Here is a 13,758-nt window from a genome sequence, read left to right as displayed (position 1 = left end):
TCGAAAACGGGCAGCCTTTTTCGTATCAAAACATCGCTTACGGAGAATGCATGTTTTTCCCATCTTTGAAAGCAGTGAACTACAAGCTGCTGTTTATCCTTTTGTTGTCTGGGCTTATACCCGCGATTTACTCAACTTCCCGTGTTTATTTCCTTGGCAGCATTCCAGATACTTGGGCATTTAGCATTGCAGCCCAGGTCGCATGGCTAAATGTTGGTTATGAAGTTATCAATGAAGCCATGCTGATCCCACTGGCTTATATTCTGGGGCAGGTGATCACAAGCAATACAGAGGGATTTACAAAGCGTTTAAATGGGGCAATGGTGGCGTTTGTTGCAGTGTATGCAGCAGTGACACTCAGTGTACTTCTGCTTGCACCCGATATGACCCAAGCCATGCAGCAAAGCAGAGAGTTGATAGAACAGACCACCCATTACATACGGCTTGAGTCTGTCGCCATTTTTATCTCAAGCGTGGTGGAGCTTTGTCTTTTGGTCTTGGTGCTGAAAGATGAACAGAGAAAACTGTATGCGTTTATCGCTGTGAAATCATTGTTGATCATTGGTTTTGACAGCTTGTTCGTCAGCCAGCTTTCCCATTCGCTTCTATTGGGAGTAAACGGCGTCGCTTATACCAACATTGTTGTGAACAGTATTTTGCTCGTCTGTGCGCTGTGCTGGTTTCATCGAGAAGGGTTGTTCAACCCGAAAATGGCATTTAACTCAGTATCATGGATGAAAGAATGGGCGAAGATTGGCGCGAAGTCCGGACTGGAATCTTTCGTCCGCAATGCAGCCTTTATCATAATGATTTTACAGTTAGTGAATCAGGTTCAGCAAGCGGGTATTTTTTGGGTATCCAACCAATTTATCTGGGGATGGTTACTATTACCTGTCATGGCTCTGGGGCAGTTAATTAAGCGAGATGCCGCTTGCTCGAATGGTCTTTCAGTCGAGAGGGTTAATGTGTATTTCAAACTAACAGGACTCGTTGTCTTGTGCTGGCTGCTCTCCGTACCACTATGGGATGATTTTATCGCCCACATCATGGGTGTCAGTGACCATCAACAAGTGACGGATTTGGTTCTCTTGATGTTAGGTTTTTATGTAGTGTTTGCGTTTAATAACGTTATTGACAGCTACTTCTACGGAATTGGCCGCACAGACTTAATGCTTTATCAGTCTTTAGCCGTTAATACGCTCTTCTATGGTTCTGCCTTTGTGGCCTATCAGTTGGGGTGGTTCGAACCGACATTGGAGGGTATCGCTTTAATGTTCGGTGTGGGCATAACGTTCGATGCCATCATCACTATCGGCTTATACCGCTGGTTGAGGGCTAATCAAGGTTATGAAAGCGTCACCACCAAACCCGCACTCGGTTGATATATTCAGGTGATAAATTCAGGCGGCCCCGTACGTACGGGGTTGCTTGTATTCTCGCCACTTAACTCTCGTTAATGCTAACTTCTGCTCAATTAACGACAGTTAATGCGCTACAATACGCACAAATTTTCGTACTTCAAAAGCAGTTAAATCATGTCTATCAGTTCCGTAATCAAATCCATTCAAGACATCATGCGTAAAGACGCGGGTGTTGACGGCGATGCACAGCGCCTTGGGCAACTTTCCTGGTTGTTGTTCCTCAAAGTCTTCGATGCGCAGGAAGAAGAATTAGAGCTCGAGCTGGATGATTACAAAGCGCCAATCAATGAAAAATACCTGTGGCGCAACTGGGCGGCAGACGCACAAGGCATTACCGGTGACAAACTGCTGGAGTTTGTGAACGACGACCTGTTCCACAACCTGAAAAACATGGCAGCACTGGTGGACACCAACCCACGTGGTTATGTAGTGAAAGAAGCGTTCAGCGATGCCTACAACTACATGAAAAATGGCACCTTGCTGCGTCAGGTGATCAACAAGCTGAATGAAATCGACTTTACCGATACCAAAGAGCGCCACCTGTTTGGTGATATCTACGAGCAAATCCTGCGTGACCTGCAAAGCGCGGGTAATGCTGGTGAGTTCTATACCCCACGTGCGGTAACCCGCTTTATCGTCGACCGTCTTGATCCAAAATTGGGCGAGAACGTTTTTGACCCATCATGTGGTACGGGCGGCTTCTTAACCTGCTCCATCAACCACATTCAAGAGCGCGATAAACCTGAAACCAGCGAGCAGTACGCGACGTTCCAGAAGCAATTCCACGGCGTTGAGAAGAAGCAGCTGCCGCACCTGCTGTGTATCACCAACATGATGCTGCATGGCATTGAAGTGCCGTCGCAAATCAAACACGACAACACGCTGAATAAGCCGCTTTCTAACTGGGACAGCAATATTAACGTGATTGCGACTAACCCACCGTTTGGCGGTACCGAAGAAGACGGGATTGAAAAGAACTTCCCAGCCGAAATGCAAACCCGTGAAACGGCGGATTTGTTCCTACAACTGATTATTGAAGTGCTGGACCCTGCAAATGGCCGTGCGGGTGTGGTATTGCCAGATGGCACTTTGTTTGGGGAAGGCGTAAAAACCAAAATCAAAAAGCTGCTGACCGAAGAATGTAACCTGCACACCATTGTGCGACTGCCTAACGGCGTGTTTAACCCTTACACGGGCATTAAGACCAACATTCTGTTCTTCACCAAAGGCAAACCAACCAAAGAAGTGTGGTTCTACGAGCACCCATACCCAGAGGGCGTGAAGAACTACAGCAAAACCAAACCGATGAAGTTTGAAGAGTTTCAGGCTGAAATCGACTGGTGGGGCAAGGAAGAAGACGGCTTTGCCAGCCGCGTAGAAAACAACCACGCGTGGAAAGTCTCGATTGATGAGATCATCGCCCGTAACTTCAACCTAGATATTAAAAACCCGTATCAAGGGGAAGTGGTCAGCCATGACCCAGATGAACTGCTAGCAAGCTACCAAACGCAACAGCAGGAAATCACCGAGCTACGCAACCAACTGAAAGACATTCTGGGGAATGCTCTCTCTTCATCAGCTCAAGCTGCGGATGAGGTGAAGTAATGTCTGCGGAAAAACTGATCACAGACCATATCGACATCTGGACATCGGCAATACAGGCGAAATCGGCTTCGGGACGCGGTAGCAGCAAGAAGCGCGAGCTGTACGGCATTAAGAAATTGCGAGAGCTGATTTTAGAATTGGCGGTGCGCGGTAAGTTGGTGCCGCAAGATCCAAATGATGAGCCAGCTTCTGTGTTGCTTGAGCGAATTGCGGTTGAAAAAGCGCAGTTGGTGAAAGAAGGAAAAATCAAAAAGCAAAAAAAGCTGCCTTCAATTGATGACGATGATTACCTATTTGATATTCCATCCGGTTGGAGTTGGGAGAGATTGGGTAATGTTGGCGAAACAAATATTGGCTTAACTTATTCGCCCAAGGATGCGGGAGAAACTGGGATACCTGTACTTCGATCTGCAAATATCCAAAGGGGGAAAATTGACCTTTCAGATTTGGTGAGGGTCCAGAAAGAAGTAAAAGACTCAGTATTGGTTGAGATTGGTGATTTGCTAATCTGTGCTAGGAACGGAAGCAAGGCTCTTGTCGGGAAGACTGCACAAATTTGTGAGTTGAAAGAGCCGATGGCCTTTGGGGCATTTATGGCTATCTTTCGTAGCTGTATTAATGATTACATCGAAGTTTTTTTAAACTCTCCTGTTTATCGAAAAAATCTTGAAGGCGTATCGACAACGACTATCAACCAAATTACGCAGTCGAATTTGAGATCAACTATTTGCCCTATTCCTCCAGTTGAAGAACAACACCGCATCGTCGCCAAGGTCGACGAGCTGATGGCGCTCTGCGATCAACTGGAGCAGCAAACCGAAGCCAGCCTTGATGCCCATCAGGTATTGGTAGAAACCCTGCTCGCGACGCTCACCAACAGCCAAGACGCCACCGAACTGATGGCGAACTGGGCACGCATCAGTGAACACTTCGATACCCTGTTCACCACAGAGCAAAGTATCGACCAGTTAAAACAAACCATCCTGCAACTGGCTGTGATGGGCAAGCTCGTACCACAAGATCCGAATGACGAGCCTGCCGCGATACTACTAGAGCGTATTGCAGAAGAAAAAGCGCAGTTGGTGAAAGAGAAGAAAATTAAAAAGCAAAAAGCACTGCTGCCGATTGCTGAGGATGAAAAGCCGTTTGAACTACCGAAGGGGTGGGAGTGGTGTCGGGTTAATGACATTTCATTGTTCACAACATCGGGTTCCCGTGATTGGGCGAAATATTATTCTGAGTCAGGTGCTTTATTTGTAACGATGGGGAATCTCTCGAGAGGAAGTTACGATTTGCGAATGGATAATTTGCGATATGTTAAACCTCCAATTGATGGTGAAGGTTCTCGCACAAAACTTGAGCCTCACGACTTGCTTATTTCTATTACAGGGGATGTTGGTAATCTAGGGCGAATTCCAGAGGGCTTTGGAGAAGCGTATATAAATCAACATACTTGTCTACTTCGGTTCATGCCAGAATGCCGAGATAAGTTTTTCCCTGAGCTAATGAGATCACCATTTGCTAAGTTGCAATTTGATGCGCCTCAGCGAGGAATTAAAAATAGCTTTCGCTTGAGTGATGTTGGGGAAATGGTAATTCCATTGCCACCTAAAGAAGAACGTACAAGAATCACCCAGAAAGTTGATAATATGATGTCCCTTTGCGATCAATTAAAACAACGCCTTCGCGATAGCCAACAAACTCAGCTTCAGCTTACTGATGCGATTGTTGAGCAGGCGTTGTAACTTGTATCACCAAACGGCAGCCCAAAGGCTGCCGTTTTAGCTTCCGAATAAAAACATTTCAACGCTTTGATATTAAGAAAGTTAGGTACTTTTGATGAAGATGCATTGCCCATTTTGTGGTACCTTATATGCATTCAAAGGCACACATTTTATTCTCTGGAAAAACGATGAGCGAAATCTACAACGTCTACTGCGACGAATCATGTCATCTTGAAAATGACGGAATTGGTGTCATGGCATTGGGCGCACTTTGGTGCCCGCTTTCCAAACGCGCTGAAATCGCCAAGCGAATTCGGGAAATTAAAGTCCGGCATGGATTAAAAGCAGAGTTTGAGATCAAATGGACAAAAGTCAGCAACAGCAAGCTGGCTTTTTATCTGGATATCATCGACTACTTTTTCGACGACGATGATTGCCACTTCCGCGGATTAGTTGTGCCCGACAAAACGGTTTTAGATCACCCTCGATTCGGCCAAGATCATGATGACTGGTACTACAAGATGTACTTTTTCATGCTTAAAACCATCTTCGACCCCCAATCAAAATATCGCGTATACATTGATATAAAGGACACGCTAGGCCACGAGAAAATTGAAAGGCTTCATGATGTTATGTGTAACAGTCATTATGATTTTTCAAAGTCAATTATCGAGCGGATGCAACGAATTCACTCCCATGAGGCCGAGCAGCTTCAAATGGCGGACTTGCTGATTGGCGCGTTAGGTTACTTGCATCGTGGACTTGACGGCAACAAGGCTAAATTAGCACTTATTGAACGAATCAAGGATCGCAGCGGCTATAAGCTGACGCAAAACACCTTGTTAAGAGAGAACAAGTTCAACCTGTTTGTCTGGACTGGACAAGGAGGCTTTGCATGACAACAGCGTGGCTCCCAGATTTGGTCATGATGGAAGATTACAACCACAATTGGGAACAGTACTTAGCAGCCATATACGCTTTCTTCGAAGCTGATTTTGTTCACTCAAAACCCGAATTTCAGGGGCGACGATTGGGCCTGAAGAGGTACCCAGAATACGACGGGAAATCGGCAACATTCTGGCATATGACCAGTACTGGCGATGATGAAACAGAAAGGGTGCCAGATTTTAGGCGCTGTGAGCGCATTCGTTGGCCAAGACCCATCATAGAGAATGATCAACATGAAAGCCTGAAAGTATGGACAGAACCCAAAGGCAAGAATCAACGGGTACACATTTGGTGTGAGGAAGAAGGTTATCTGGTGGTATTGGACGATCGCGGAGAGTACATTTTACCTTGGACGGCATTCTATATAGAAAGAGAACATCAGCGTAAGAAATACAATAAGCGCTGGGAAAAGTATAAAGATAAGTAACGATTTGAGAGGCTGGCCTCGCCCTCTTATGAGGACGGAGCCGTAACTCCTTCTACTCTTACACTCGCAAAGAGTTGGTAGATGAGATACGCGAAGTATAGGTACCAGCCCCTCCACAGTCAATCATATTCGTGCTAATTGGTGCGAACTCTCGAAGAAAAAACGATGAGCCTCTATAACATCTCAAACAAAAACTTAACCGCTTTAACCCAAACCACCTTTGCAGCCGAAGGGCTGCAAGAGCGGCAGGATTTACAAGAAGCCCTTAAAGGTTGCATTGATGCAATCGCCCCAGATTGTCTAGTGATCTCTGAGGAGTTTTCCGACTGGGAAGACAGCCGTCGCCGTATTGACTTATTGGCAATTGACCGTAACGCCAACTTGGTGGTGATTGAGCTAAAGCGCGACGAAATAGGCGCACACATGGAGCTTCAAGCGCTTCGCTATGCGGCCATGATCTCTACCATGACGTTCGACAAAGCCTGCGAATATTTTGAGCGTTACATCGCCAAGGAAGGGCTGGAAATCAATGCACGCGAAACTATTCTTGAGTTCGTTGATTTAGATGAAAACAGCCTTGATGATTTCGGTAACGATGTGCGAATCGTGCTCGCATCTGCTGACTTTGGCAAAGAGCTGACAACATCTGTCCTTTGGCTGCGAGACAAAGGCATTGATATCAGTTGTGTTCGTCTTACGCCATATCGCTACAAAGACGATGTGTTGATTAATGCAGAGCAGATCATCCCTGTTCCAGAGGTTGAAGCTTATCAAGTCAAATTCCGCGAAAAACAGGCAGAGCAACGCACCAGTAAAAATGGGCAGCGCGATTACTCGAAATATCGATTTAATGGCCAAGTTTATAACAAACGTAAGTTGGCTCTGGCTGTTTTGACGCATTGGATTGAGCAAGAAAATCCTCAAAGCCTATCTGTCATCAAGGATGCGTTAAAAGACTATAACTTGCCTCGTGCCGTTGCTTTGTTTGAGGAAATCGCTGACAAGCATATGAGCCGTTATCATTCAGCAGAATGTGACTTAATTACTTTGACCTCTGGTGAGCTTATTGCCATTTCAAACCAGTGGGGTGACAACATTCCAAGGCTGTTAGATGCGATGAAAAGCTATGGTATAGCGACGGAAAGAATAGAAAATTGAATTTGTAGAGGGAGCGATTAGCTCCCTTTTTACTAGTATTAATTGATTAATAGCAATGTGCAATCTAATGCTTATTGATAGAGTGCTCTGATTTTAATGCTTTTTCTTCGAGGTTATTCGCTTCCATGAGTTCGTTACCAACACCATCTCGTTCAAAAAACCAGTTTATTTATGATTTTTCTGTTTATGAATATTCAAGCAAATCAGATGCCGAGCGCATGGTTGAGAAGATTCGCACAGTATTAGATGATGCTAGAACTAATGAACAGTTCAAAGAAATCCAATTGGAGTTGCTTTGGAGAGATTTGAAGCGTTCTAATAAATCGAAAACTGTTTCAACTAAACTCGTTAGTGAACAGAAAAAAACAAAGAAAGAGAAGAATCGTGAACGTAAAGAACGCTCACAGAGTATAGTTAAAAAAGCGCCGAAGATTGTCCCTACAAGCGTCGTTAAATCGCCTGATGTATCTCCCTCCCCCCAAAGAGTACACAAAATGGCTTTAAAGCCAGCTTCTAAAAAACAAGTGACTCCATGGCCTACATGGGCTCAGGTTAAGGCGAATAAAGTTGTAGCTGTGCCAAAAGAGACAGTCCCTGTAGAGACAGCCATACATGAACCAGAACTTGAAGCTGTTGTGTTAACTAATGTCTTAATTCAATCAACGGTTCAAAATCCTAAATTAGATGTAGAGGTTAAAGTACCGTCTAGTTTCGAAATATCAGAAAAGACTAAAGTAGAACCAGTAGTGTCATCTGCGGCGACTCCTAAGCTAGAAACGTTCCGATGGCCTTCGACCGTCGCTTATGAAGCAGATGAGAGCATGCCTGAATCTAACTGGCCTAAAGTAGGTATGTTATCTGCGGTAGGTTATTGCGTTGGAATTAATGGCTTGGGGCTTAAACAGAGGCAAGAGCTATTGAGTAACGTTTATTCAAAACGTTTACCGTTTGTCGATAGCCGCAAGTATGTCGCCGAGTGGGGTGCCCCCAAAAGCTCAGAAAGGCTGAAGAAATTAGCAGAGGCAATAGCTGCTTTTGTTCGAAATGCGAAGAGAAAGAAGAATAATATGTCTGTTGCCATTCGTGAATGGGAACAAGATTTAGCATGGCTGAAAGAGAAATACTATCTCCAACACAAATTTGTATGGGTTTGGCCTAAATCAGCGCTACCGAATGAAGAGATCGAAAAACTTCAGATAACAGAGGCGTTTGAAAATGAAAAAGTATATGCATCTTCACGAGAGTTTTTGGTCGAGCAGTATATAAATGATGCCAATGAACTCTGCTGTCAGATCTGCCAATCAGCTTTACCGTTTAAATTAGGTACTGGAGAGTATTATTTCGAAGAAATTTCGGTTCATAGCCACGCTAAGAAAAGTAGTTTTTCCGACCTGCTGTTTTGTCCAAACCATCGTGCGATGTATCAACATGCAAATGATAAAGAAGTTCAATTGTTAGAAGCTCTCGGTTCATCCTTTCAAAAAGATTTGAAAATCACGCTAGCTAATAAAAAACATAAAATTTTTGTTACTGAGAAACATCAAGTCGAACTAAGAAAGCTTCGCTCTGAACTCAGTGATATAACGTTTGAATTTGTAGATAAGTCGTTGTTAGGCGTTAGTAAAGTTCACCTTTACGAACTGGGTGGTAAGTGGATTTTGTCATCGAAGGCAGATGTAAAGCTGAGCGAGTTTTCATCTAGTCAGGAAGCAAAAGAGTGGCTAAAACGATTTGATGCATTTCGAAAGCGTGAGTCACCAACTCAAATTAAAGAGATAAGACCACAATCTAGAATGAAGAGAAAAACGGGAGCTGGCAAGGTTATTCACACATCGAAAAGTCCTATTTTAGGATTAGGGTCTATTAAGAAATCAGTAACTCAAAGCTCTTACAAAACGGGCTTTACCACTTGCAGTAATTGCCGTGGTGATGGTGGTATCAATGGCGGTTGCTGGAAATGTGGTGGCTCAGGATGGATGTAGTAGGAGTTAGTTTTGATGTTTAAAAGCGGTACAACAAAAACAACCGAAGTTGGTTTCATTAATCGTAATAATCAGAAAAACCATGGCACTAGAGGTGTTGCTGGTAATGACCATTGCCAAGTATCGTATAAGCTAGAATGTCTTGAAATTGGCTGTGGTGCAGTTTATGGTTCAAATGGTACCGACGTATTTCAACGAAAGTGCCCTAAATGCCAAGGTGGTAAACCTGGAATTGATTTCTAGTCACAATTTGGCTTCATAGAATTTGAATTATTGGGATTAACGGCAATACTAAAACTTAGAAATTCTAAGTTTTAGTGGTCGCATGTGAAAACGGACATTCAACATTACTCTGACGAATCGCTCGAAAGCTTCTTGTTGCGTTTATCGCAAGAGCAAGGTTACGAGCGATTTTCTCATTTCGCCGAAGACATTTGGTTCGACACTATGGAGCAGCATGAGGCGATTGCTGGTGCTTTCCCCTTAGAGCTCAACCGAATCAATATTTATCACGCCCAAACCACAAGCCAAATGCGGGTGCGAGTGCTTATCCATCTTGAGAACCAATTAAAACTCAATAACTTTGGAACACTTCGCCTTGCGTTGTCACATTCAAAAGCTCAATTTTCTCCCGAATACAAAGCCGTTCATCGGTTGGGTTCTGATTATCCTTTCGTTTTTCTTGGTAAACGCTTCACACCTATTTGTCCCTTATGCATTAGTGAGGCTCCATACATTCGCCAGCAGTGGCAATTTATCTCTCACCAAGCCTGTGAACATCATGGCTGTAAACTGGTTCATCATTGCCCCGAGTGCCAATCGAGACTGGAATACCAAACCACCGAGAGTATTAGCCAATGCGAATGCGGTTTTGAACTCCGCAACTCACCGGTAGCAGATGCGCCAGTGGCTGCGCTACTGGTTGCAAGATGGTTGTCAGGAAATGACTCAAGACCTTTGGGATTACTGAAGGCAGAAATGACGCTCTCTGAGCGCTATGGTTTTTTACTATGGTACGTTAATCGTTACGGTGATATTGAGAATATCAGTTTTGAATCATTTGTTGAGTATTGCTCTTGTTGGCCAAGAGTGCTGAGGGAAGAACTTGATGAGTTGGTAAACAAAGCCGATCTCATTCGAATCAAAGATTGGAAAAAGACGTTTTTCAATGAAGTTTTTGGCGCTTTGCTTAAAGATTGTCGCCAGTTACCAAGTAGGCAGTTAGAGCGTAATAGCGTGCTCACGCAAGTGTTAGCCTACTTTACAAAGTTAATGGCAACACTAACTTCAAGCAGCAAAGGGAATGTAGGCGATGTGCTGTTGAGCCCCTTAGAAGTGTCTACATTGCTTTCTTGCACAACGGATGAGGTGTATCGGTTGTATGAGTTTGGTGAGATTAAAGCAGCGATTAGGCCGCGGATGCATACCAAAATTGCCAGTCATGAATCGGCGTTCACCCTAAGAAGTGTCATCGAAACAAAGCTGACTCGCATGTGCTCTGAAAATGACGGTTTAAGCGTGTATCTACCTGAGTGGTAATTATGACGAAATTAAGTGATCTACTAGCAATTGAAGACGAAGCAATAAAACAAACGGCTCTAAAAAAGATGTTCATGCCCTATACAGAAGACGTTTGTGTTGATGGGTATGAACAAGAAACGTTGACGATTTTGCTTAATCTCAGTTCAAGCCATCAAGCGGATAGATGCTTGGATTGGTTGGATGTAGCCCGAGCTCAAAGGTATTTAAAAGATTCTGAAAACTTAGATGCCTCTCTTGCTGAAATCCAGTGGTTCCACACACATAACCTAAAGTTTCCAGACTGTCGTGTTAAGGACCAACGGATAATTGCGCGACCTCTTTCTACAGCCGAGGAGTTTATTTCAAGTGCAGTATTGGCTCAGCGATTGGGGTGGGCTCATAACTCTGCTGTCTATCGTCACACATTGTGGTTACTGAATCCTTTTAAATGGCAATCACAGCCAGTGTGTGTTCTTTCGCTTATTCAGCAGAAAAATCCAGTTTGGCTTGATCTGCTTACAGAATTTGGCTTGGATGTGAAGTCACTTGCTCGCTTACAACGTGCAATTGAAGAACAGCTTCCTGAGAATAGTTTTCCCGACAGTGTTAGTACTTACAGTAAGCAATTACGGTTTCCATGGGGTGATGATTATGTTTCGATCACCCCCGTTGTGAGTCATGCTCTTCAGTGCAAACTAGAAATAAGAGCGCGAAGTCCAGAAAACAAGTTCAGTTTTGTCTCTTCGTCACTGCCTAACTCTGCCAGTATTGGGAACCTGTGTGGCAGTTTGGGTGGGCATATGAGAGTCCTAAATTACCCGCTAGGCGTTAAACAGACCAAGGGTGGGACGTTAACGGAAAACCGTCAAAAGAGTGGTCATTACTTTGATGACTATCAGGTAACTAACGCCAAAATTTGTCAGGTACTAAATCGCCTAATTGGGTCTGAGCCATCTAAAACACAGCGGCAAAGAGAAAGAGCTCGTCAGGTTAGGAGTAAGATTTTACGAAAGCAAATAGCCTTATGGATGCTTCCACTCATTGAGTTAAGAGATATCGCTGAATCTGAACCCAATCAGCAACAACTAGAGCATGACGACACCTTAGCTCAAGCCTTTTTGTCGTTACCAGAATTGGAGCTTGGCTCTTTGGCTAGTGAGTTTAACCGACGCTTACATCTCACGTTTCAAAATAATATGTATTCAGCCAAGTTTGCTTATCATCCCAAACTGATGCAGGTAGCTAAAGCACAAGTGACATGGGTGCTTGAGCAACTTAGTAAGCCAATTAACAATCAAGATACGCATACGGGGGAGCAATATATCTACCTGTCGTCAATGAGAGTGCAAGATGCGGCAGCGATGAGTAACCCTTGTTTGTGTGGTGTGCCGTCTTTGACGGCCATTTGGGGATTCATGCACGATTATCAAAGGCAATTTAATCAATTGGTTAACAATGATTCCCCAGTTGAGTTTTTGAGTTTCGCTTTTTATGTTCGAAACGAGAATATTCAATCAACAGCGAAGCTGACAGAACCAAACTCAGTCGCCAAAGCTAGAACGGTTTCTAATGCGAAACGACCAACCATTCGCAGTGAACGATTGTCGGACCTAGAAATAGACTTAGTTATCAGAGTTCATAGTGAAAGCCGAATTTCAGATTTTAGATCGGCGCTTAAAACGGCGCTTCCCGTTGCTTTCGCCGGAGGGGCATTATACCAACCACAGCTATTGTAGTGGTCAACTAAAATTGGCCACGGTTTTAGAGTTTTCCCAATATAATCGTTCTGACTCATTGGGAGTTAGACCACCGTTATACTGATGTGGCCTGAGTTGGCAGTAATATCCAATGATGTAGCGAGTGATCTCTTGTTGAGCCTCAGCGAAGCTACGATAACCCACAGTTGGCACCCATTCCGTTTTCAGACTTCTAAAGAAGCGCTCCATCGGTGCATTATCCCAACAGTTTCCTCTGCGAGATAAACTCTGTTTTATTTGAAAACGCCACAGTAATTGGCGGTATTTACGACTGGTATAGTGACTACCTTGATCGCTGTGGAACATGACACCTTTAGGCTTACCACGAGACTCATAAGCCATCGAAAGAGCTTTGCCTGTTAGCCTAGAATCAGGTGATAACGACATCGACCAGCCAATCACTTTGCGGGCAAAAAGATCGATAACAACCGCTAAATACATCCACCGATTACCTGTCCAAATATACGTAACATCGCCAGCCCAGACTTCATTTGGCGCAGTAATCGCAAACTGACGACCTAAGTGATTTGGAACTTCAATATGTTCTTGTGAAGCTTTTCGGTAACGATGTCTTGGTACTTGGCAACTCACTAACCCAAGCGTTCTCATAAGCTTTGTCGCTCGGTATCGGCTCAGATTTACCCCCTGATTTGTGACTATATCTGCAATGGTTCTCGCTCCCGCAGAGCCATTGCTTGCGGCATGAGCCTCACTGACCAAGCTGCGCAATTTTACTGTTTCAGCATTAATTACCGTTGGGCGTTTAAGCCAATAGTGATAACTACTTCGATGAACATTGAAGACTTCGCATAAGGTTTTTATGCTGTAGCTCTGCTTGAGTTTCTTGATTATCAAGAATTGTTCAGTGAGTCCGACATCAACAGAGCCGTGGCTTTTTTTAATATATCATTATGCTCTTCAAGGCGAGCCAACTTCTTTTTTAATTCCCGAATTTCTATTTGTTCAGGGGTCATCGGTGAAGCTTTAGGTGTTTTTCCTTGGCGCTCTTCTCTGAGCTGGCGAACCCATTTATCCATCGTGGACTTGCCCACATTCATAGCTTGGGCTGCTTCAGTCACTGAGTAGTTTTGGTCTAGGACTAACTGCGCTGCTTCTAACTTAAATTCTGCGCTAAATAGTCGTCTTGTACGTTTTGTCATAGTGTCACCTGTTAACTTATGAGGTGATGATATCACCTCTAACTAAGTGACCAAA

The 13,758-nt window shown here is 44.1% G+C and carries 11 protein-coding genes; 10 read left to right on the top strand and 1 reads right to left on the bottom strand.

Translation table 11 applies throughout. The annotated features are described in order from the left end of the window. Positions 1-50: 50 nt before the first annotated feature. The 10 genes from AOT11_RS02115 to AOT11_RS02070 all read left to right on the top strand — a co-directional run bounded on the left by AOT11_RS02115 (position 51) and on the right by AOT11_RS02070 (position 12,522). Positions 51-1,382, top strand: coding sequence for an MATE family Na+-driven efflux transporter (locus tag AOT11_RS02115; protein WP_017420296.1), 1,332 nt, complete (start codon positions 51-53; stop codon positions 1,380-1,382). A 153-nt stretch (positions 1,383-1,535) separates the two neighbouring features. After that, entirely contained in the window at positions 1,536-3,026 is a 1,491-nt protein-coding gene (locus AOT11_RS02110) for an N-6 DNA methylase (protein ID WP_017420295.1), read from the top strand. Next, positions 3,026-4,771: a restriction endonuclease subunit S gene (locus tag AOT11_RS02105; protein WP_017420294.1), complete on the top strand. Its 1,746-nt coding sequence runs from the start codon at positions 3,026-3,028 to the stop codon at positions 4,769-4,771. The genes AOT11_RS02110 and AOT11_RS02105 overlap by 1 nt, the downstream gene beginning before the upstream one ends. Before the next feature lie 167 nt (positions 4,772-4,938). Continuing rightward, positions 4,939-5,649: a DUF3800 domain-containing protein gene (locus tag AOT11_RS02100; protein WP_001290352.1), complete on the top strand. Its 711-nt coding sequence runs from the start codon at positions 4,939-4,941 to the stop codon at positions 5,647-5,649. After that, positions 5,646-6,125 carry a hypothetical protein gene (locus AOT11_RS02095; RefSeq protein WP_000205487.1) on the top strand — a complete coding sequence of 160 codons (480 nt, stop codon included), beginning with the start codon at positions 5,646-5,648 and terminating at the stop codon, positions 6,123-6,125. Before AOT11_RS02100 ends, AOT11_RS02095 begins: the two co-directional genes overlap by 4 nt. A 165-nt stretch (positions 6,126-6,290) precedes the next feature. Further along, entirely contained in the window at positions 6,291-7,283 is a 993-nt protein-coding gene (locus AOT11_RS02090) for a PDDEXK family nuclease (protein ID WP_017420293.1), read from the top strand. 125 nt (positions 7,284-7,408) lie between these two features. After that, positions 7,409-9,265, top strand: coding sequence for a hypothetical protein (locus AOT11_RS02085; RefSeq protein WP_223848416.1), 1,857 nt, complete (start codon positions 7,409-7,411; stop codon positions 9,263-9,265). A 15-nt stretch (positions 9,266-9,280) separates the two neighbouring features. Beyond that, complete coding sequence (locus AOT11_RS02080) at positions 9,281-9,508, top strand: hypothetical protein (RefSeq protein WP_017420291.1); 228 nt, start codon at positions 9,281-9,283, stop codon at positions 9,506-9,508. Between the two features lie 84 nt (positions 9,509-9,592). After that, on the top strand, positions 9,593-10,804 hold the full coding sequence (locus tag AOT11_RS02075) for a TniQ family protein (protein WP_017420290.1): 1,212 nt from the start codon (positions 9,593-9,595) through the stop codon (positions 10,802-10,804). 2 nt (positions 10,805-10,806) lie between these two features. Beyond that, the gene (locus tag AOT11_RS02070) at positions 10,807-12,522 is read left to right on the top strand and encodes a type I-F CRISPR-associated protein Csy2 (protein WP_017420289.1); all 1,716 of its coding nucleotides are present in this window, start codon (positions 10,807-10,809) and stop codon (positions 12,520-12,522) included. Positions 12,523-12,525: 3 nt separating this feature from the next. Here AOT11_RS02070 and AOT11_RS02065 read toward each other — a convergent pair. Next, positions 12,526-13,703, bottom strand: a protein-coding gene (locus tag AOT11_RS02065; RefSeq protein ID WP_086016732.1) for an IS3 family transposase whose coding sequence is annotated in 2 segments (ribosomal slippage) — positions 12,526-13,445 and positions 13,445-13,703 — 1,179 coding nt in all. Because the reading frame shifts where the segments join, the coding sequence is not laid out codon by codon here. Between the last annotated feature and the right edge of the window lie 55 nt (positions 13,704-13,758).

It is taken from the genome of Vibrio vulnificus NBRC 15645 = ATCC 27562, assembly GCF_002224265.1.
GTDB classification, from domain to species: Bacteria; Pseudomonadota; Gammaproteobacteria; order Enterobacterales; family Vibrionaceae; genus Vibrio; species Vibrio vulnificus.
The sequence above is the reverse complement of the archived record's forward strand: the minus strand, read 5'-3'. Positions and strand labels throughout refer to the sequence as shown.